This is a genomic window from Citrobacter sp. Cm046 (assembly GCF_030333065.1).
Classification (GTDB): domain Bacteria; phylum Pseudomonadota; class Gammaproteobacteria; order Enterobacterales; family Enterobacteriaceae; genus Citrobacter; species Citrobacter murliniae.
Genome location: NZ_JAOWGP010000007.1, coordinates 1 through 21,082 on the forward strand (window position 1 = coordinate 1; position 21,082 = coordinate 21,082).

The 21,082-nt window shown below is 52.2% G+C and carries 17 protein-coding genes; 9 read left to right on the forward strand and 8 right to left on the reverse strand.

The features are described from left to right. Positions 1-111: 111 nt before the first annotated feature. Positions 112-555, reverse strand: a complete 444-nt coding sequence (locus OGX98_RS00050) for an acetyltransferase (protein WP_048222517.1) — start codon at positions 553-555, stop codon at positions 112-114. Positions 556-712: 157 nt separating this feature from the next. Here OGX98_RS00050 and metA point away from each other — a divergent pair, with 157 nt between their 5' ends. The 4 genes from metA (at position 713) to aceK (ending at position 6,689) form a co-directional block, all read left to right on the forward strand. Next, positions 713-1,642 carry a homoserine O-acetyltransferase MetA gene (gene metA, locus OGX98_RS00055; protein ID WP_045438413.1) on the forward strand — a complete coding sequence of 310 codons (930 nt, stop codon included), beginning with the start codon at positions 713-715 and terminating at the stop codon, positions 1,640-1,642. A gap of 268 nt (positions 1,643-1,910) precedes the next feature. Beyond that, positions 1,911-3,512 (forward strand): malate synthase A, encoded by a 1,602-nt coding sequence (gene aceB / locus OGX98_RS00060; protein ID WP_286594671.1) that lies wholly within the window; start codon positions 1,911-1,913, stop codon positions 3,510-3,512. A 31-nt stretch (positions 3,513-3,543) separates the two neighbouring features. Then, the gene (gene aceA, locus OGX98_RS00065; protein WP_045438418.1) at positions 3,544-4,848 is read left to right on the forward strand and encodes an isocitrate lyase; all 1,305 of its coding nucleotides are present in this window, start codon (positions 3,544-3,546) and stop codon (positions 4,846-4,848) included. A gap of 107 nt (positions 4,849-4,955) precedes the next feature. After that, a complete protein-coding gene (gene aceK / locus OGX98_RS00070) occupies positions 4,956-6,689 on the forward strand; it encodes a bifunctional isocitrate dehydrogenase kinase/phosphatase (protein WP_045438421.1) in 1,734 nt (577 codons plus the stop codon). A gap of 103 nt (positions 6,690-6,792) precedes the next feature. Here the strand turns inward: aceK and iclR are convergent, their stop codons facing one another. Then, positions 6,793-7,617 carry a glyoxylate bypass operon transcriptional repressor IclR gene (gene iclR, locus OGX98_RS00075; protein ID WP_048222507.1) on the reverse strand — a complete coding sequence of 275 codons (825 nt, stop codon included), beginning with the start codon at positions 7,615-7,617 and terminating at the stop codon, positions 6,793-6,795. 195 nt (positions 7,618-7,812) lie between these two features. On the opposite strand from iclR, the gene metH reads away from it, so the two are divergent. Further along, positions 7,813-11,496, forward strand: a complete 3,684-nt coding sequence (gene metH / locus OGX98_RS00080; RefSeq protein ID WP_200013358.1) for a methionine synthase — start codon at positions 7,813-7,815, stop codon at positions 11,494-11,496. 151 nt (positions 11,497-11,647) lie between these two features. Next, positions 11,648-13,279, forward strand: coding sequence for a Na/Pi cotransporter family protein (locus OGX98_RS00085; RefSeq protein ID WP_045438428.1), 1,632 nt, complete (start codon positions 11,648-11,650; stop codon positions 13,277-13,279). Positions 13,280-13,346: 67 nt separating this feature from the next. Here the strand turns inward: OGX98_RS00085 and pepE are convergent, their stop codons facing one another. After that, positions 13,347-14,036, reverse strand: a complete 690-nt coding sequence (gene pepE / locus OGX98_RS00090) for a dipeptidase PepE (RefSeq protein WP_200013360.1) — start codon at positions 14,034-14,036, stop codon at positions 13,347-13,349. A 328-nt stretch (positions 14,037-14,364) separates the two neighbouring features. Here pepE and OGX98_RS00095 point away from each other — a divergent pair, with 328 nt between their 5' ends. Together OGX98_RS00095 and OGX98_RS00100 are read left to right on the forward strand one after the other, a co-directional pair. Continuing rightward, positions 14,365-15,108, forward strand: coding sequence for an LEM-3-like GIY-YIG domain-containing protein (locus OGX98_RS00095; protein ID WP_286594672.1), 744 nt, complete (start codon positions 14,365-14,367; stop codon positions 15,106-15,108). A 128-nt stretch (positions 15,109-15,236) separates the two neighbouring features. Continuing rightward, positions 15,237-16,397, forward strand: a complete 1,161-nt coding sequence (locus OGX98_RS00100) for an IS30 family transposase (RefSeq protein ID WP_286594673.1) — start codon at positions 15,237-15,239, stop codon at positions 16,395-16,397. A 45-nt stretch (positions 16,398-16,442) separates the two neighbouring features. Here the strand turns inward: OGX98_RS00100 and OGX98_RS00105 are convergent, their stop codons facing one another. Beyond that, on the reverse strand, positions 16,443-16,604 hold the full coding sequence (locus OGX98_RS00105) for a phage protein (protein ID WP_048222496.1): 162 nt from the start codon (positions 16,602-16,604) through the stop codon (positions 16,443-16,445). 141 nt (positions 16,605-16,745) lie between these two features. Between OGX98_RS00105 and OGX98_RS00110 the strand changes: the two genes are divergently transcribed. Continuing rightward, on the forward strand, positions 16,746-17,111 hold the full coding sequence (locus OGX98_RS00110) for a hypothetical protein (protein ID WP_045438437.1): 366 nt from the start codon (positions 16,746-16,748) through the stop codon (positions 17,109-17,111). A 50-nt stretch (positions 17,112-17,161) separates the two neighbouring features. Here the strand turns inward: OGX98_RS00110 and OGX98_RS00115 are convergent, their stop codons facing one another. The 4 genes from OGX98_RS00115 to OGX98_RS00130 all read right to left on the reverse strand — a co-directional run bounded on the left by OGX98_RS00115 (position 17,162) and on the right by OGX98_RS00130 (position 20,904). Next, positions 17,162-17,974 carry a shikimate 5-dehydrogenase gene (locus OGX98_RS00115; RefSeq protein ID WP_045438439.1) on the reverse strand — a complete coding sequence of 271 codons (813 nt, stop codon included), beginning with the start codon at positions 17,972-17,974 and terminating at the stop codon, positions 17,162-17,164. A 1-nt stretch (position 17,975) separates the two neighbouring features. Further along, on the reverse strand, positions 17,976-19,196 hold the full coding sequence (gene sorE / locus OGX98_RS00120; protein WP_045438442.1) for an L-sorbose 1-phosphate reductase: 1,221 nt from the start codon (positions 19,194-19,196) through the stop codon (positions 17,976-17,978). Positions 19,197-19,270: 74 nt separating this feature from the next. Continuing rightward, positions 19,271-20,095, reverse strand: coding sequence for a PTS system mannose/fructose/sorbose family transporter subunit IID (locus tag OGX98_RS00125; RefSeq protein WP_045438444.1), 825 nt, complete (start codon positions 20,093-20,095; stop codon positions 19,271-19,273). 11 nt (positions 20,096-20,106) lie between these two features. Next, positions 20,107-20,904, reverse strand: coding sequence for a PTS mannose/fructose/sorbose transporter subunit IIC (locus OGX98_RS00130; protein ID WP_045438446.1), 798 nt, complete (start codon positions 20,902-20,904; stop codon positions 20,107-20,109). Positions 20,905-21,082: the final 178 nt, after the last annotated feature.

A 21,082-nucleotide genomic window follows, 5' to 3' on the forward strand; every position in this document is an offset into this window, starting at 1 on the left:
AACTGCCAGGCATCAAACCAGTGAAGAAGCCCATCCTGCCGGATGGGCTTTTTTGCGTCTGCGGACTGCAGGAAATACTGTCGTCCGGCAATACAAACCGTACTGAATCCCTTATTCTCCGGTATACGCGAGATGCAATAACGGATACGGCTTTCCAAGGTCATCAACCTCTGAACGTCCCGTCACCTTAAATCCCATCTTCTTATAGAATCCAACGGCTTGTTCATTTTGCTCATTAACGTTGGTCGTTAACCTGGGGGCCAGCATCAGTGCATGCTCAACCAGCCATTTCCCCACACCACATCCGCGAACATCAGGATCGACGAATAAGGCATCCATATGTTCATCTGTGAGCAGCATAAAGGCGATGGGTTCATCCTGTTCCGTTACCGCAACCCATAGTGGAGCTTCTGGCAAAAACGAACGGACCAGTTCTTCCAGCTCAATACGGTAATCAGATGAGAGAAAATGGTGAGTGGCATCGACTGAACGACACCAGATAGAAACTAACTTATCGCTTTCGTCCGTGCGTGAACGACGAATGGTCAGAGCCATAGCATTCTCCTTTTATCTTTACTGCACTATTCTACAGCAAGGGGATGTGAAACTTTCTCACCTTGGGCATACAGACTCGACATTCGTATGATTCCTGGGTATCTTCAGCTATCTGGATGTCTAAACGTTTAAGCGTATGTAGTGAGGTTATCAGGTTATGCCAATTCGCGTGCTGGACGAGCTACCCGCCGTCAATTTCTTGCGTGAGGAAAATGTCTTTGTCATGACGACATCTCGCGCTTCCGGTCAGGAAATTCGTCCACTAAAGGTACTTATCCTCAACCTGATGCCGAAGAAGATTGAAACGGAAAACCAGTTTCTGCGTTTACTGTCGAACTCACCGCTACAGGTGGATGTTCAACTATTACGCATTGATGCACGTGAGTCACGTAACACTCCTACCGAGCATCTAAATAACTTTTACTGTAATTTCGAGGATATCTGCGACCAGAACTTCGACGGACTGATCGTGACCGGCGCGCCGCTGGGTCTGGTTGAATTTAACGATGTGGCTTACTGGCCGCAGATAAAACAGGTTCTGGAATGGGCAAAAGACCACGTCACGTCGACACTGTTTGTCTGTTGGGCGGTACAGGCTGCACTTAATATTTTGTATGGCATTCCCAAACAAACCCGCACGGACAAACTCTCGGGCGTCTATGAACACCATATTCTGCATCCTCATGCCTTGCTGACGCGTGGTTTTGATGACGCATTTCTGGCGCCGCATTCACGTTATGCTGATTTTCCAGCAGCACTTATCAGGGATTACACCGATCTTGAGATCTTTGCGGAGACGGAAGAGGGTGATGCCTATCTGTTTGCCAGCAAAGATAAGCGTATTGCATTCGTGACGGGCCATCCAGAATATGATGCCCATACTCTGGCCAGTGAATATTTTCGTGACGTCGAAGCGGGTTTAACTCCGGATGTTCCATACAACTATTTCCCGAAAGACGACCCGCAAAACAAACCGCGGGCAACCTGGCGCAGCCATGGTAATTTGCTGTTTACCAACTGGCTCAACTATTACGTCTACCAGATAACGCCATACGATCTGCGTCACATGAATCCAACGCTGGATTAATCTTCTGTAGCCAGCGATCCTTAAGCGTTTCAGCATATTGAATCAGGCACCTTCGGGTGCCTTTTTTATTTCCGAAACGCACCTCATCATGTAATTAATTTTTATTTTTAATGTTATCAATAAGTTAATTGATAATTAAATTAAAAATGGAAATTGTTTTTGATTTTGAAATTTAATTGAGTAGTCTTAGTTGTGCTGAACGAAAACCGCACAACGATCCTTCGTTCGCATTGGGGATGGTTTTGGATCAATGACGAGGAACTACGCAATGAATCAACAGGCAACAACAACCAATGAGCTGGTGTTTACCAGACCGCATGGCGAGCAAGAACAGCAAATTCTGACTGAAGAAGCGGTGGAGTTTCTGACCGAACTGGTGACACGATTTACACCAAAACGGAATAAGCTTCTCGCTGCACGTATTCAACAGCAGCAGGATATTGATGACGGTAAGTTGCCTGATTTTATTTCGGAAACAGCTTCCATTCGTGAAGGTAACTGGAAAATTCGTGGTATTCCTGATGACTTGCAGGATCGTCGTGTAGAGATCACCGGGCCTGTTGAACGCAAGATGGTGATCAACGCGCTGAATGCGAACGTCAAAGTCTTCATGGCTGATTTTGAGGATTCACTGGCCCCCGAATGGAGCAAAGTCATCGACGGGCAAATTAACCTGCGTGATGCGGTAAACGGTACCATCAGCTACACCAATGAAGCCGGTAAGATTTACCAGTTGAAACCCAATCCGGCGTTATTGATTTGCCGTGTGCGTGGCCTGCACTTGCCGGAAAAACATGTGACCTGGCGCGAAGAAGCGATTCCCGGCAGCCTGTTCGACTTTGCTCTCTATTTCTTCCACAACTATAAAGCGTTGCTGGCAAAAGGCAGCGGTCCCTATTTCTATCTGCCGAAGACTCAATCCTGGCAAGAAGCTGCCTGGTGGAGTGAAGTCTTCAGCTATGCCGAAGACAGATTTAACCTGCCGCGCGGAACTATCAAAGCTACGTTACTGATTGAAACGCTGCCAGCTGTCTTCCAGATGGATGAGATCCTGCACGCACTGCGTGACCATATTGTGGGCCTGAACTGCGGCCGCTGGGATTACATTTTCAGCTATATCAAAACGCTGAAAAATCACCCGGATCGTGTTCTGCCGGATCGTCAGGTCGTGACGATGGATAAACCTTTCCTCAGCGCGTACTCGCGTCTGCTGATTAAAACTTGTCACAAACGCGGCGCATTTGCGATGGGCGGTATGGCGGCATTCATCCCCAGCAAAGACGCCGAACGTAACAACCAGGTACTGAACAAAGTTAAAGCGGATAAAGCGCTGGAAGCCAATAACGGTCATGACGGGACCTGGGTTGCTCACCCGGGGCTTGCAGATACTGCAATGGCGATTTTCAACGATGTGCTGGGGGAAAACAAAAACCAGTTATTCGTGGCCCGTGATGAAGATGCGCCGATCACCGCAGAACAGCTTCTGGCTCCATGTGAGGGTGAGCGCACTGAAGAAGGGATGCGTGCCAATATCCGCGTTGCTGTGCAGTACATCGAAGCGTGGATCTCCGGCAATGGCTGTGTGCCGATTTATGGTCTGATGGAAGACGCGGCGACCGCCGAAATCTCCCGAACCTCTATCTGGCAGTGGATCCACCATGAAAAAACGCTGAGCAACGGCAAACCTGTCACTAAATCCCTGTTCCGTCAGATGCTGGCAGAAGAAATGCTGGTTATTCAGGACGAACTGGGCGAACACCGCTACAGCAGCGGGCGTTTTGACGATGCCGCGCGCCTGATGGAGCAAATCACCACCTCTGACGAACTGATCGACTTCCTGACCCTGCCGGGTTACCGCCTGCTGGCTTAACTCACCACATCATAATATGGAGCATCTGCACATGAAAACCCGTACTCAACAAATCGAAGAATTACAAAAAGAATGGACACAACCGCGCTGGGAAGGCATTACCCGCCCATATAGCGCGGAGGAAGTGGTGAAATTACGTGGCTCAGTCAACCCGGAATGTACGCTGGCGCAGCTTGGAGCGGCGAAAATGTGGCGTCTGTTGCACGGCGAATCGAAGAAAGGCTACATCAACAGTCTCGGTGCGCTGACCGGTGGTCAGGCGCTGCAGCAAGCGAAAGCCGGTATTGAAGCGGTCTATCTTTCTGGCTGGCAGGTCGCGGCAGATGCTAACCTGGCTTCCAGCATGTACCCGGATCAATCGCTGTACCCGGCGAACTCGGTGCCGGCAGTGGTGGATCGGATCAACAACACCTTCCGCCGCGCGGATCAGATCCAGTGGTCTACCGGTATTGAACCGAACGATCCGCGCTATGTGGACTACTTCCTGCCGATCGTCGCTGATGCTGAAGCCGGTTTTGGCGGCGTACTCAACGCTTTCGAACTGATGAAATCGATGATTGAGGCTGGTGCAGCGGCTGTTCACTTCGAAGATCAGCTCGCCTCCGTGAAAAAATGTGGTCATATGGGCGGCAAAGTGCTGGTACCGACTCAGGAAGCTATCCAGAAACTGGTGGCGGCACGTCTGGCGGCTGACGTGATGGGCGTACCGACGCTGGTTATTGCCCGTACCGATGCTGACGCGGCAGATTTGATCACCTCTGACTGCGATCCATACGACAGCGAGTTCATTACCGGTGAGCGTACCAGTGAAGGGTTCTACCGTACCCATGCGGGCATTGAACAGGCAATCAGTCGCGGTCTGGCCTATGCACCGTATGCTGATCTGGTGTGGTGTGAAACTTCCACCCCGGATCTCGAGCTGGCTCGCCGCTTTGCCGATGCGATCCACGCTAAATATCCAGGTAAACTGTTGGCCTACAACTGTTCACCATCGTTTAACTGGCAGAAGAACCTGGACGACAAAACCATTGCCAGCTTCCAGCAGCAGCTGTCGGACATGGGCTATAAATATCAGTTCATTACTCTGGCGGGTATCCACAGCATGTGGTTCAACATGTTCGATCTTGCACATTCCTATGCGCAGGGCGAAGGCATGCGCCACTACGTCGAGAAAGTCCAGCAGCCAGAATTTGCGGCGGCGAAAGACGGTTACACTTTCGTATCCCATCAGCAGGAAGTGGGTACCGGTTACTTCGACAAAGTGACGACCATTATTCAGGGCGGCGCGTCATCCGTTACTGCGCTGACGGGGTCGACGGAAGAATCACAGTTCTGATTGTCCTGATGCCCGGTGGCACTGTGCTTACCGGGCCTACGGATCTTCGTAGGCCGGATAAGTGAATGCGCTATCCGGCAATCTCCGGTTCTGGATGAGGGCAAAAGATGTCGCGTGGCCTGGAATTACTGATTGCTCAAACCATCCTGCAAGGCTTTGATGCGCAGTATGGCCGATTTCTGGAAGTGACGTCCGGTGCGCAGCAGCGTTTTGAACAGGCCGACTGGCATGCGGTTCAGCAGGCGATGAAAAGCCGTATCCACCTCTACGATCATCATGTGGGCCTGGTGGTGGAACAGTTACGCTGTATTACCGACGGCAAAAGTACCAATGCGGAGTTTTTACTTCGCGTCAAAGAGCATTACACCCGGCTATTGCCGGACTATCCGCGCTTCGAGATTGCGGAGAGCTTTTTTAACTCTGTTTACTGTCGGTTATTTGACCATCGTTCGCTGACTCCCGAGCGTCTGTTTATTTTTAGCTCCCAGCCAGAACGCCGCTTTCGAACCATCCCACGTCCGCTGGCGAAAGACTTTTTCCCTGATTCAGGATGGGAATCGATGCTCGCGCGGGTACTCAGCGATCTGCCTCTGCGTCTGCCGTGGCAGAACAAAATTCGTGATATCCATTACATCATCGGACACCTGACGGAAACTTTTGGTGCGGATGTGTTGCAGCGCTGCCATTTGCAGGTGGCGAATGAACTTTTTTACCGCAATAAAGCCGCCTGGCTGGTTGGGAAACTCATAACGCCTTCCGGTACTTTGCCATTTTTACTGCCGATACACCGCACCGACGAAGGTGAGTTATTTGTTGATACCTGTCTGACAACCGCTGCGGAAGCCAGTATCGTGTTTGGCTTTGCCCGCTCTTATTTTATGGTTTATGCCCCGTTGCCTGCGGCGTTAGTGGAGTGGCTGCGCGAGATCCTGCCCGGTAAAACCACCGCCGAGTTGTATATGGCGATTGGCTGTCAGAAGCATGCGAAAACAGAAAGCTATCGCGAATATCTGCTCTATCTTGCCGGGAGCGACGAGCAGTTTATTGAGGCGCCGGGAATACGCGGCATGGTCATGCTGGTTTTTACGCTGCCGGGATTCGATCGGGTATTCAAAATTATTAAAGATAAATTTGCGCCGCAGAAAGAGATGTCTGCTGCCCATGTCCGTGCCTGTTATCAACTGGTGAAAGAGCACGATCGTGTCGGACGCATGGCGGACACCCAGGAGTTCGAGAACTTTGTATTGGATAAGCGGCAAATCGCCCCGGCGCTGATGGCACTGCTGCTACAGGAAGTCCCTGAAAAGATAACCGATCTTGGTGAGCAGATCGTTATTCGACATCTGTATATCGAACGCCGGATGGTACCGTTGAATATCTGGCTGGAGCAGGTGGAAGGGCAGCAACTGCGGGATGCAATTGAAGAGTATGGCAACGCTATTCGTCAGTTAGCCGCTGCCAATATTTTCCCTGGTGACATGTTATTTAAAAATTTTGGTGTCACCCGCCACGGGCGTGTGGTGTTCTACGACTATGATGAAATTTGTTACATGACGGAAGTGAATTTTCGCCATATCCCACCGCCGCGTTACCCGGAGGATGAGCTGGCAAGTGAGCCATGGTACAGCGTTTCTCCAGGTGACGTTTTCCCGGAGGAGTTCCGTCACTGGCTGTGTGCCGATCCGCGTATTGGACCGTTGTTTGAAGAGATGCACGCTGATCTGTTTCGTGCCGACTACTGGCGGGCGTTGCAGACCCGAATTCGGGAAGGACATGTGGAAGATGTCTACGCTTACCGCCGCAAGCAACGATTTAGTGTGCGTTACAATCAGCAGGACTAGCGTAATTTTGCGTTAATTGCCTGACGTCGCTGTGCCTATCAGGCTCCGGCGATCTCCGGTTTGTAGGCCGGGTAAGGCGTAGCCGTTACCCGACAAACATGCCTTAACGAATCCCGCCGTATGCCAGCGTTACCTCTTTCGCCGCTTTAATCGCCATCGCGCCAAACTCAGTAACGCGATCGTCGGTGATACGGGAAATCGGTCCGGAGATAGAGATGGCGGCAAATGGCTCACGATGCTCATCGTAAATGCACGATGCCACGCAGCGCAGGCCAAGCGCATGCTCCTCGTCATCAAACGAATAGCCACGTTTACGCGTCTGGGCGAGGTCTTCTTTCAGATGTACTGGCGAGACTAGTGTGGCGTGAGTATAAGCATGCAGGCCTTTACGGTGCAGCAGGCCGGTAACCTGTTCTTCGCTTAATTGTGCCAGGAATGCTTTTCCCGCGCCGGAAGCGTGCATTGGCAGCTTGCCGCCAATGGGGGCAGACATACGCATCAGCTGTGTGCACTGCACCTGGTCGATAATAATGGCCTGATGGTCGCTCTGATCCAGCACCGCCAGGTTCACTGTTTCGCCGGAGTCTTCCATCAGCTTACGCAGAATCGGATGGACAATCGCCAGCAGGTTGCGGCTTTGCAAAAAGCTGCTGCCGACGATAAACGCATGTGCGCCCACGGCCCAGTGTCCCAGCTCGCCAACCTGGCGGACAAAACCCTGTTGCTGCATCGTGGTCAGCAAACGGTGCGTGGTGGAATTGGGCAAACCAGCTTGTTGCGCCAGTTCGGTCAGCGCTACGCTGCCGTTGGACTCAGCAATCCACTCCAGTAATTTCAGGCCTCGGGTCAGAGACTGAACCTGCCCGGTTGCAGGCGTAGTAGTGGCGGCAGGTTTTCTACCGCGTTTCGCGGGGACAGTGGCAACCATGGCAGACTCCTTTTCTGTATCGTGGAAATCATTTTCGTTTTATTCAATTATAATGCAAGAATTCCTGTACTGATCGGATGAGTGAAGCTGAACATGTCTCATGTTGGCTGTTGTTTGCTTTTCCGTCATTAATCTTTGTGCGAGTATGGTTCGTTGAGCTTTTTTCGGTCTGGTTGAGCGTTGTCGGGAGTCAGTGTGAGTAGCAAAGTTGAACAATTACGTCAGCAGTTAAAAGAACGTATTCTGGTGCTGGACGGCGGTATGGGCACCATGATCCAGAGTTATCGTCTGAGTGAAGAGGATTTCCGCGGCGAGCGCTTTGCCGACTGGCCGAGCGATCTGAAAGGCAACAATGACCTGTTGGTGCTCAGTAAGCCGGAGGTGATAACCGCGATCCATAACGCCTACTTTGAAGCGGGCGCAGATATCATCGAAACCAACACCTTCAACTCCACGACCATCGCCATGGCGGATTACCAGATGGAATCCCTGTCGGCGGAAATCAACTTTGAAGCGGCAAAACTGGCACGTGCCTGTGCGGACGAATGGACGGCACGCACGCCGAACAAACCGCGCTATGTCGCGGGTGTCCTCGGCCCGACTAACCGCACCGCGTCTATCTCACCGGATGTTAACGATCCCGCCTACCGTAATATCACCTTTGACGGACTGGTGGCGGCTTACCGTGAATCTACCAAAGCGCTGGTGGAAGGTGGTAGCGATCTGATCCTGATTGAAACCGTTTTTGACACGCTTAACGCGAAAGCGGCCATATTTGCAGTGAAAACAGAGTTTGAAGCACTGGGCGTTGAGTTGCCGATCATGATCTCCGGCACCATCACTGACGCCTCAGGACGTACGCTTTCTGGTCAGACGACCGAAGCATTTTATAATTCACTGCGCCACGCCGACGCGCTCACCTTCGGCCTTAACTGTGCTTTAGGTCCGGATGAGTTGCGCCAGTATGTGCAGGAACTGTCACGTATTGCTGAATGCTACGTAACCGCGCACCCGAATGCTGGTCTGCCGAACGCCTTCGGTGAGTACGATCTTGACGCTGATACCATGGCGAAGCAAATCCGCGAATGGGCACAAGCGGGTTTCCTGAACGTGGTTGGTGGTTGCTGCGGCACCACGCCGGAACACATCGCAGCAATGAGCCGCGCGGTTGATGGCCTGGCCCCGCGCCAGTTGCCGGAAATCCCGGTTGCCTGCCGTTTAGCCGGGCTTGAACCTCTGAATATTGGCGACGACAGTCTGTTCGTCAACGTTGGTGAGCGTACCAACGTCACCGGCTCGGCCAAATTTAAGCGCCTGATCAAAGAAGAAAAATACAGCGAAGCGCTGGACGTTGCCCGCCAGCAGGTGGAAAGTGGCGCGCAAATTATCGATATCAACATGGATGAAGGGATGCTCGATGCCGAAGCGGCGATGGTGCGTTTCCTCAACCTGATCGCCGGTGAGCCGGACATCGCCCGCGTGCCGATTATGATTGACTCCTCGAAATGGGATGTCATCGAAAAAGGTCTGAAGTGCATTCAGGGTAAAGGCATCGTTAACTCTATTTCGATGAAAGAGGGTGTAGAAACCTTTATCCATCACGCGAAGTTGCTGCGACGTTACGGTGCGGCGGTGGTGGTTATGGCCTTTGATGAACAGGGTCAGGCCGATACCCGTGCCCGTAAAATTGAGATTTGTCGCCGGGCGTACAAAATTCTTACCGAAGAGGTGGGCTTCCCGCCGGAAGACATTATCTTCGATCCAAACATCTTTGCGGTTGCGACCGGTATTGACGAACATAACAACTACGCGCAGGACTTTATCGGCGCGTGTGAAGATATCAAACGCGAACTGCCGCATGCGCTAATCTCTGGCGGCGTCTCTAACGTCTCGTTCTCGTTCCGTGGCAACGATCCAGTGCGCGAAGCCATTCACGCGGTGTTCCTGTACTACGCCATTCGTAACGGTATGGACATGGGGATCGTCAATGCCGGACAACTGGCGATCTATGACGACCTGCCGGCCGAGTTACGCGATGCGGTAGAAGATGTGATCCTCAACCGCCGCGATGACGGCACCGAGCGTCTGCTGGATCTGGCCGAAAAATACCGTGGCAGCAAAACCGATGATACCGCCAACGCCCAGCAGGCGGAGTGGCGTAGTTGGGATGTGAAAAAACGTCTCGAATATTCGCTGGTGAAAGGCATTACTGAGTTTATCGAACTGGACACCGAAGAGGCTCGCCAGCAGGCAGCACGCCCGATTGAGGTCATCGAAGGGCCGCTGATGGACGGTATGAACGTCGTTGGTGACCTGTTCGGTGAGGGTAAAATGTTCCTGCCGCAGGTGGTGAAATCTGCCCGAGTGATGAAACAGGCGGTGGCATACCTCGAACCCTACATTGAAGCCAGCAAAGAAAAAGGCTCCAGCAACGGCAAGATGGTTATCGCTACCGTGAAGGGCGATGTGCACGATATTGGCAAGAACATTGTCGGCGTGGTGTTGCAATGCAACAACTACGAAATCGTCGACCTTGGCGTGATGGTGCCAGCGGAGAAAATCCTCAGAACCGCGCGTGAAGTGAATGCCGATCTGATTGGCCTCTCCGGGCTGATTACCCCGTCGCTGGACGAAATGGTCAATGTGGCGAAAGAGATGGAACGTCAGGGCTTTACTATCCCGCTGCTGATTGGTGGTGCAACGACGTCAAAAGCGCACACAGCGGTGAAGATCGAGCAAAACTACAGTGGGCCAACGGTCTATGTACAGAACGCCTCTCGCACCGTTGGCGTGGTTGCCGCTTTGCTGTCCGATACACAGCGCGATGATTTTGTCGCCCGTACGCGTAAAGAGTATGAAACGGTGCGTATCCAGCATGCGCGTAAGAAACCGCGTACTCCGCCAGTGACACTGGCTGCCGCGCGTGAGAACGATCTGGCGTTCGACTGGGCAAGCTACACACCGCCGGTGGCTCATCGTCTCGGTGTGCAGAGCGTTGAAGCCAGCATCGAAACGCTGCGTAATTACATCGACTGGACGCCGTTTTTTATGACCTGGTCGCTAGCCGGGAAATATCCACGCATTCTGGAAGATGAAGTGGTGGGTGAAGAGGCGAAACGTCTGTTTAAAGACGCCAACGATATGCTGGATAAACTCAGCGCCGAGAAAACGTTGAATCCGCGCGGTGTGGTTGGCCTGTTCCCGGCTAACCGTGTCGGCGATGACATTGAGATCTATCGTGATGAAACGCGCACACATGTGCTGAATGTGAGTCATCATCTGCGTCAGCAAACGGAAAAAGTCGGCTTTGCCAACTACTGCCTGTCTGACTTTGTGGCACCAAAACTGAGCGGCAAGGCGGATTACATCGGTGCCTTTGCGGTCACTGGTGGTCTGGAAGAGGACGCGCTGGCTGAAGCTTTCGAGGCGCAGCACGATGACTACAACAAGATCATGGTGAAAGCGATTGCCGACCGTCTGGCAGAAGCCTTTGCAGAATATCTGCATGAGCGTGTCCGTAAAGTTTACTGGGGCTACGCGGCGAACGAGAATCTCAGCAATGACGAACTGATCCGTGAGAACTATCAGGGTATTCGTCCGGCACCAGGTTATCCGGCGTGTCCGGAACATACCGAGAAAGCCACTATCTGGGAGCTATTGGATGTGGAAACGCATACCGGTATGAAACTCACGGAGTCTTTCGCCATGTGGCCTGGCGCATCGGTCTCCGGCTGGTATTTCAGTCATCCGGACAGTAAGTACTACGCGGTGGCACAAATTCAGCGCGACCAGGTTGAAGATTACGCCTTCCGTAAAGGGATGAGTGTGGCGGAAGTCGAGCGTTGGTTAGCGCCTAATCTGGGCTATGACGCCGACTGATTCACAAAACTGTCATCTTTCTTTACAACAAACAGGGCACTCAATGAGTGCCCTGTCTCTTTATTACATTTAAACCCTTATACTGAAGGGAACTTGTGCGCATTGTAGGCATGAGTTCAGGAACATATAAATATAAGGAGAACCTGATTCCGTGTTAACTCTGCTACACCTGCTTTCTGCTGTCGCTATGCTGGTTTGGGGCACTCACATTGTGCGTACTGGTGTGATGCGTGTCTTCGGTGCCCGTTTACGCACTGTGCTTAGCCGAAGTGTTGAAAAGAAGCCGCTCGCCTTTTGCGCGGGGATTGGCGTCACTGCACTGGTGCAAAGCAGTAACGCGACCACTATGCTGGTGACGTCGTTTGTCGCCCAGGATCTGGTGGCGCTCACGCCTGCGCTGGTCATTGTGCTTGGTGCCGATGTGGGGACCGCGCTGATGGCGCGTATCCTGACTTTTGATCTCTCCTGGCTGTCGCCACTGCTGATTTTTATTGGTGTGATCTTCTTTCTGGGGCGTAAGCAGTCCCGCGTCGGACAGTTGGGGCGCGTAGGCATCGGGCTGGGGCTGATCTTACTGGCGCTGGAGCTGATTGTGCAGGCGGTGACACCGATCACTCAGGCAAATGGAGTGCAGGTTATTTTCGCCTCGCTAACCGGCGATATCATGCTTGATGCGCTGATTGGCGCAATGTTCGCGATTATCAGCTACTCCAGCCTGGCGGCGGTTCTGCTGACGGCAACGTTGACCGCAGCGGGTATTATCTCGTTCCCGGTCGCCTTGTGTCTGGTGATTGGCGCGAACCTGGGCTCCGGTTTACTGGCGATGCTGAACAATAGCGCAGCCAATGCAGCAGCACGCCGTGTGGCGCTTGGCAGTCTGCTGTTTAAGCTGGTGGGCAGCCTGATTATTCTGCCGTTCGTTCATCCGCTGGCCAATCTGATGGATGAATTGCCACTGCCGAAATCTGAATTAGTGATCTATTTTCACGTCTTCTACAACCTGGTGCGCTGCGTAGCGATGGTGCCGTTTGCCGAGCCGATGGCGCGCTTTTGCAAACGTATTATCCGTGATGAACCCGAATTAGACGCCCATCTGAAACCCAAGCATCTGGATGTCAGCGCGCTGGATACGCCGACGCTGGCGTTGGCCAATGCTGCCCGTGAAGCCCTGCGTATTGGTGATGCAATGGAGCAGATGATGGAGGGTCTGAAAAAGGTAATGCACGGCGAGCCGCGCGAAGAAAAAGAGCTGCGCAAGATGGCCGACGACATCAACGTGTTGTACACGGCGATCAAACTCTATCTGGCGCGGATGCCAAAAGATGAGCTGGCGGAAGAGGAGTCCCGGCGCTGGGCGGAGATTATCGAAATGTCGCTCAACCTGGAACAGGCTTCCGATATTGTTGAACGAATGGGCAGTGAAATTGCCGATAAGTCGCTGGCCGCGCGTCGGGCATTTTCTCTGGAAGGGTTGAAAGAACTGGATGCGCTCTACGATCAGTTACTAAGCAACCTGCAACTGGCTATGTCAGTGTTCTTCTCCGGTGATGTGACCAGTGCCCGTCGTCTGCGTCGCAGCAAGCACCGTTTTCGCATTCTTAACCGTCGTTACTCGCATGCGCACGTCGATCGACTGCATCAGCAGAACGTCCAGAGTATCGAGACCAGTTCACTGCATCTTGCATTACTTGGCGACATGCAGCGTCTGAACTCATTGTTCTGTTCTGTTGCCTACAGCGTGCTGGAACAGCCGGATGAAGACGATGAGCGGGATGATCATTAACTGACGGTGATACCTGATGACGCTGCACTTCCAGCCTACCGGACTGCGTAGCGCCATCAGGCGTTAATTAAAAGCAGTGACCTGCTTCAAGGGCTACCGCTTCTTCACCCGCTTTGAATACGTAAGTGGTGTTCGGGCCGCCAAGAATGGCTTTATCGTTACTTACTTTGATCCAGTTCCCCTCCGGCAAACCAATCACTGTCAGTTCCGGCGCGACAACCAGTAGCTCGCGAATACGCTGTTCACGCGTTTCGCCTTTGTGGCCTTCCGGCAGCGCGTTGGTGAAGTGCGGGTTGATTTGTAGTGGGAACAGACCCAGGGCGTCAAAACCTTTTGGATCGACAATTGGCATGTCATTCGTGGTACGGATAGTCTGGCAGGCGAGGTTCGCACCCGCACTCCAGCCGATGTACAGCGCGCCGCGTTTGACCACGTCAACAATTGGTGCCAGCAAGCCACGCTCACGGCTCTCTTTCAGCAACTGGAAAGTGTTACCTCCGCCGACAATCACCACTTCAGCGTTCTCAATGGCTGCGACCGGATCGGCAACGGTATGAATGCCTGTGACATCGACGCCCATTGGCGCAAAGATGGCTGCCGTTTTCGCTGTATAGTCGTCCCAGGTTTGCGTGACACCAGCAAACGGAATAAACACCGCAGAGCGGCGACCGTTCAACTGCTCAGCGATCAGTGGCAGCGCGTGTTCCATCCAGCCTTTGCCTGGCAGTGTCGAGTTACTCAATAAAAGCAGTTCCATCATTTCTCCAGATAATCAGTAAATTACAAACCACAGTAATGCTACCACCGTCAGTGTAACACCTTACTGATATGGCTCACGATGTTGGAGATGAGGTTGTGGAAAGCGCCTCGCAATAATGCGTAATTTTTCAGGATGCTGCGATTGATACGAGAAACGATAACGGTGGAGAGGGGAGGCAGCTGTGTGCCAATAGCAGTCGTTGCTAACTTTGGCCCATATTCATCAATGGGCGCAGGTCAATCTGTACGCTAATTGTTTTGCGCTTAAGTTCGGAACTCTAGTGCCGATATTAAAATTAAGTACTTTTGCCTTAAGGAAGCAAGGTTTGAAAGATTTTTCAAAATACTCAAAAGCGTTAGGGATGGCTAAGTTCTATGTTTATGCATTTTATGACATTGAAGATGCAGCTAAAAAGCCGTTTTATATAGGCAAAGGCAAGTCAGAACGCTGCCTTGATCATATAAAGTATAATGATGACTCTCCGAAATCAGAACGAATTAATCATCTGTTAAAAACAGGAAATCTGGGTATCGACATACTACGCCATGGCATGGATGAGGCAACCGCGAAGCTTGTTGAAGCAACATGTATTGATCTCTTAGGTGTTGGAGAACTGACCAACAAAGTACGAGGAAGCAGCTCCCTTATGGGGCGAATCACGCTGGATGAGCTCAACCATCTCCTTCTTAAGCAAGAGACGGAAATCGCACCTGAACATGCCGGGCTCGCTTTTTTGCTAAACAGCACCTACAAGTCTGGCATGAGTGCACTTGCATTATATGAAGCTACGCGTGGCGTCTGGGCAAAAGTACCAAAAGATGAAAACCTACAATTTGCATACGCCACCTACGGCGGTTTGGTGATGGAAGTTTACGAGATACAGTGCTGGTTAAAGGCAGGCTCTCAGCAGTACTTTACCCGGGAACTGGTCATCCCCCCCGAAACCAACCGTTCAGAGTTTGTTGGACGAATCGCATCACCAAAAATCAGAGAATTATACGTAGGCAAGCTAATCAAAAAATCGCGTAGTCATGGTAGCCCTTTCGTAAAAGTCGGGCTGGCGCAATAAACTGACCTGCTTCCCGTTGATTAATACACCTCAATACTAGTCATGTTGTTGAGGCTACCAATGTCCGCTTTTCGCTGTGAGTTCAATGGGTCGATGCAACGCTATCCTTAATCAAGGGGGACGTTGCCATGAAACGAAGAACTCGGATTAACTACACGCCAGAGCAGAAGGCAATTATCTGGGACAGATATAAGCAAGGTGATTCTCTACATGATATCGCCAGAATGTTCGACAGATACCATTCTTCCATTATGCCCACTATCCACCAGACAGGCGGCTACCGTCCCCCCGTGCGAAAACGGCACCGATTAGCGCTTTCGCTTGATGAAAGAGAGGAGATATCCAGAGGGCTGGTAGCAAAGCTCAGTATCAGGGACATCGCCGCCAAATTATCAAGAGCGCCCTCAACGATTAGCCGCGAGGTCAGGAGGCACGGTGGCGCAAAACAATACCGTGCAGCAAAAGCCGATGCTACTGCGTGGGAAAATGCGCTGAGACCAAAACCTTGCAAGCTAATTGAAAGCCCCGCATTGTGTAAAATTATTGCAGAGAAGATGCATCAGGACTGGTCGCCGGAACAGATCGCCGGTTGGCTGAAACGCTGTTATCCGGATAATCAGGAAATGCATGTGTCACACGAAACGATTTATAAAACGCTTTTTATACAAACCCGGGGAGCATTAAAAAAAGAGCTGCAGCAATGCCTCAGAAGCGGAAGAGCAGTGCGTAGATCCAGGACGTCATCGCTTAAAGGGAAAGGATTAGGATCAATCCCGGATGCGATATCGATAAGCGAAAGGCCACCTGAAGTCGCAGACAGAGCCATACCGGGTCACTGGGAAGGTGATCTGATCCAGGGCTCGAAAAACTCCTATATCGTCACTCTCGTAGAACGCCATTCCCGCTTTGTTATGCTGGCCAAAATCAGAGACAACAAGACCATAACGGTTATATCTGCACTCATCAGACAAGCCCGGGAATTACCTGTTGAGCTTTATAAAACACTAACATGGGATCGGGGGGCTGAAATGACCAGCCACACCCGATTTACTGTAGCGACAGACATTCAGATTTATTTCTGTGATCCTCAATCTCCCTGGCAACGCGGCTCAAATGAAAATACGAACAGATTGCTCAGGCAATATTTTCCCAAAGGAACTGACTTATCGGTTCACAGCCAGCAAAGACTTAACAGTGTTGCCAGACTGCTCAACGAAAGGCCGAGAAAAACGCTAGACTATGAATCACCCGCAGAGCGGTTCAATCAATGTGTTGCATCCATCGGTTGAACTCACAGCTCTCAGCGGACTTTCAGCCAACCGACATAAATCCCCTTAAACCTCAATCCCTTTTTGCTTCAGCTCTTTCCTGATAATACGTTTAATCCAGGCAGCAAGCGATTCATCGCCGTCCTGTTTTTGTGCTTCTTCCATTGCTTTTCGCAGTTCTGGATCCAGACGGAATTGAAACGGGGGATTGCCTCTTCTTTCATTCATGTGTGTTGACACCTTAATTACACAAGAGTGGTGTGAGCATGTGTGATGACACATTACTCTCACACATTAAAAATGACAACGCCCCGAAAGTGCAGCAACACGATCAGGGCGTTTAACCACAACATTATACGAGGTAATGCTATGGCTGATGCTAATCGTACCACTAACGCCCGTTCGGCGTCTTTTTCTCTCCTGCCTGAAGCTGATCTATTCCACTTTCCACTCGCTGAGGCCTTTCGCCATCTCGACTGTAGTCAACTCTCCACTGAAGAAAACCTGGCACTGTCATTTGGCTGCGAAGAGATGCTGGCCGGTCTGTATCACACGCTGAATGTTATGGGTGAAAGCCTGCTGACAATGGCGGGTGAAAAACAGGAACGTATGTCCAATGAGAGCGTATGCCAGTTGGGGCACAGCCTGATGAACATCAGCCAATTGATTCCTGCACTGGCTGAGTTAGAAGCGAAAGCGGATCAGCAACTGTTCGCTATGCCTCGAATTGCGTAGTGGCAAAGACAAATAAGAGCGCCCATCCCCGGCGCTCTACTCCTGCTCTCTTACCCCGCTCGCGCAAATTCAGCAGCTTCGGCAATCAGTGCGTCGTCCGGGCGCATGCCGGTGTACATGGCGAACTGCTCCACGGCCTGTAAGGCAATCACTTCTGCACCGCTGATAGTCTTTTTACCCAACTGCTGCGCCAGTTTTATCACCGGCGTTTCTGGTGGCAGGGCGACGACATCAAACACCACGTGGGCGTTAGCGACCATCACTTTGCTGTACGCCAGTTCATCGCTTTCTTTACCTCCGGCCATACCGACGGGGGTGACGTTGACCAGAATGTCACAGGCAATCCCTTCCGGCTGTGGCTGCCATTGAAAACCGTACTGTCTTGCAAGCACCGGGCCGCTTTCCCGGTTGCGGGCAGCAACGATCACATCGTGAAAACCGGCATCGCGAAACGCGGCGATGACCGCCTTGCCCATCCCACCGCTGCCGCGAATCATGACGCGAGCGCCGTTATCAAGCTGGTGGCTGGCAATCAGGCTTTTTACTGCAATATAGTCGGTGTTAAAACCCGTTAGCGTACCGTTGTCGTTGACGATAGTGTTCACGGAATCAATAGCTTGCGCAGAGGGATCGATGACATCCAGAAACGGCATGCAGCTCTCTTTAAACGGCATCGATATCGCGCAGCCGCGAATACCTAACGCTCGCACGCCTTTCACCGCAGCCTCGATATCCTGAGTGCTGAAGGCTTTGTAGATAAAGTTTAACCCCAACTTTTCATACAGATAGTTGTGAAATCGCGTGCCGAAGTTGCCGGGCCGACCGGCAAGCGACATACACAGCTGGGTGTTGCGATTAATCATGTTAAATCTCCCTGGCGTGCGCCAATACGTATTGCTCGGCTTCCTGTGACCAGATCCCATGATGGCGTTCCAGGATATCGCGCAAAGCCGGATCGTCTATCTGCGTCAGCGCGGTTAATGGCAACGCTTTGCCGGTGTACACCAGTTTTTTTCCGCCGCCTACAGCCGGAAGCTCCAGCGTTGTTTCACCTGCCGCATTCAGCCCGAGAATGTGCGTCACCACTTTTGCAGCCTGTACTTTTTTCTCTTCAATCAGTTTTACTGCCGCGCGCATATCGTCAGTATTACCGCCAGACGTCCCGACGTAATGGGTGAAAGCGTAGTGGACATCGTAGAAGTTAATCGGCGCGGTGAACTGCTTATCCTGCGGACCGGCAAAGAAGTTCATACAGCCATCGGCTGCCAGCAGGGAAGAGGCCAGCGTGACCAGCTGCTCGTTCGGCACAAACACAAAGATGTCGTCAAATCCGTGACCGCCGCTCAGCGCCATCAGCGTGTCATAAGACGCTTCCTGGGCGTGAAGATAGTGGATCTGTGTTTGTGGCTCCGACGGATAGTGTTTGCGGGCGTAGCTTAGTTTGTCTTTGTTGGTATCGGTTACCACCAGCAGTGCCGGATTAACCGGGCCGTGCAACGCATAATCAATCGCCAGCAGCCCCATTGGACCGGTGCCGCCGAGGATTAGCGTGCGCCCCTGCGGACGAATGCCCATCTTGTGGTTATAGGTGCCTTCCTGCAGGTGATAGTTGGCGTTGAATGCGCCAATCACGCAGGACAGTGGTTCAACCAGGGAGCCTTCAAAATAGGTCTCTCCTTCGTAGGCGAGCAGGCAGTCCTGCTCCATTACTTCATTGGGAATGACAACGCGCGTCGCCTCACCGCCAACCCAGGGAAAGGAGTAGCCGGGGCAGTCCGGGCGATCCGGGAGTTGCAGGTTAGCCTGAATCACATAGCGCTGGCCGGGTTGAAACTTATGCTGCCATTTTTTCCCCACGGCGAGAATATCGCCGCAAAACTCGTGGCCGATGATGATCGGGTTGATGGCCACATCGTCCGGTACTTTTTTGTGGTTCTCGCCCTGATTCGCTTCTTTCCAGGAAGAGAGGCACAGGCTGTCGGTGACGACCGAAGCCAGAATTTCATCGTCCTGCATTTCCGGAAGATCGAAAGTTTCCAGGCGCAGATCGCGTTTGCCATAAAGGCGTAAAGCTGTCGTTAACATATATACCACCTCTTTCCCTGTATCTTCTGGGAATAGTTATTTGAAGGTGCCCCGGTAGAGACCGGGGCGAATAATCAGGACAGGAAGCCCAGCGCATGACCGATAATCCCCAAACCAAACAGGGCAAAGATCAGCCATACCGGATTAATTTTCTTGTTAAGCAGCCGTACCATCAGCAGTGTCAGCGCCAGCGCCAGCAGGCCAGGGCAAAGCTGATCGAGAATGTTTTGTACGGTCATGGTGACAGTGGTGCCGTCTGCGCCAGGCGTTTGCGATACCACCAGCGGTACGTTGATGCTGGTCCATTTGGTGACCAGAACCCCCATCACAAACAGGCCGAGAATCGATGCGCCTTCGGTTAGTTTTTGCAGCAGATTGCCGCCCATATCGCTGACGATGTTGACTCCTTTACGAAAGCCAAGCTGTAAGCCGTACCACTTCATCGCCAGACGCACCGCGTTGAAAATAAAGAAGAACAATAACGGACCGAGAATGTTGCCGGAGAGCGCTAAAGATGCACCGAGCGCGGCGGTAATCGGCCGTAACGTGCCCCAGACCAGCGGGTCGCCGACGCCGGCAAGCGGACCCATCAGGCCGACTTTGATGCCATTGATCGCACCGTCGTCAATTTCTGCACCGTTGGCGCGTGCTTCTTCCATTGCGGCGGTGACGCCGATCACCGGTCCGCACACCGCCGGAGTAGTGTTGAAGAACACCAGATGACGCTTAAGCGCCGCGACCTGATCCTCCTTCAGTGGATACAGGCGTTTAATGGCGGGGATCATGTCGTAGCAAAAACCCAGCCCATGAATGCGTTCAAAGTTGAATGATGCCTGTTGCAGGTTGGAGCGAACAAACATGCTAAACAGGTCCGATTTGGTCAGTTTTTTCTGTTCCATGATGGGCTCCGTTAGTCGTCAAGTTGGTCAAGGGCGGTAGATGTGGTGGCTTGCGCCTGCGGTTCGGCTTTACGCCATTGCGGGTTCAACTGGATATAAACCAGCGCGATAATTACGCCCACACCGCCAAAGGCCAGCAGGCTCAGGTCGAGATAGCCCCCGGCGATAAAGCCGAGGAAGAAGAACGGCATCAAATACTTCACGCCCATCATGCGCAGCACCATGGCGTAACCGACCACCACGATAAAGCCACCAGCAATCTGCAGGCCGCGAGTGACGAATTCCGGGATAGCATTCAGCATATTGCTGACCATGTCGGCGCTAACAAACAGCGAAACAATCAACGCCGGAATAGCGACGCGTAGCGCCTGCACACCCAGCGCGGAGACGTGAAGGATATCGATGGTACGAAAGCGCGCGTCTTCCGCTGCTTTATCTGCCGCGTGCTGGAACACCACGGTGATAGTACGGGCAAAGACGGTGAGCACCTGGCCTGCGGCAGCTACGGGAAGCGCAATCGCGATACCGGTTGCGATGCTCTGCTGGCCGACGATCACCAGAATGGCGGAAATAATACTGGCGAGTGCCGAATCGGGGGACTGCGCTGCACCAACGTTCATCCAGCCGAGCGCGATCAGCTCCAGCGTGCCGCCGAGCATAATCCCGGTTTTTAAATCACCAAGAATTAAGCCAATAACGGTACAGGCGATGAGCGGGCGGTGGGTCTGGAATTCATCCAGCACGCTGCCCATTCCGGCAATACAGGAAAATAGAAATATGGCGATAATTTGTAGGGTACTTATTTCCATAATATGGCACCTTCAGAGTGTGATCATCCCTGCCTGTTACAGCCTTAATACACAGGCGCTTTTATACATGGCATCCTTCAGGCTGCCTCGGCGTTGGCTACGTTCGTTCACCCGAATCACTTGCCAGAGTGAGCTCATCGGGATTCACTCATTTTCAGCCTTGATGCAACTTGAATGA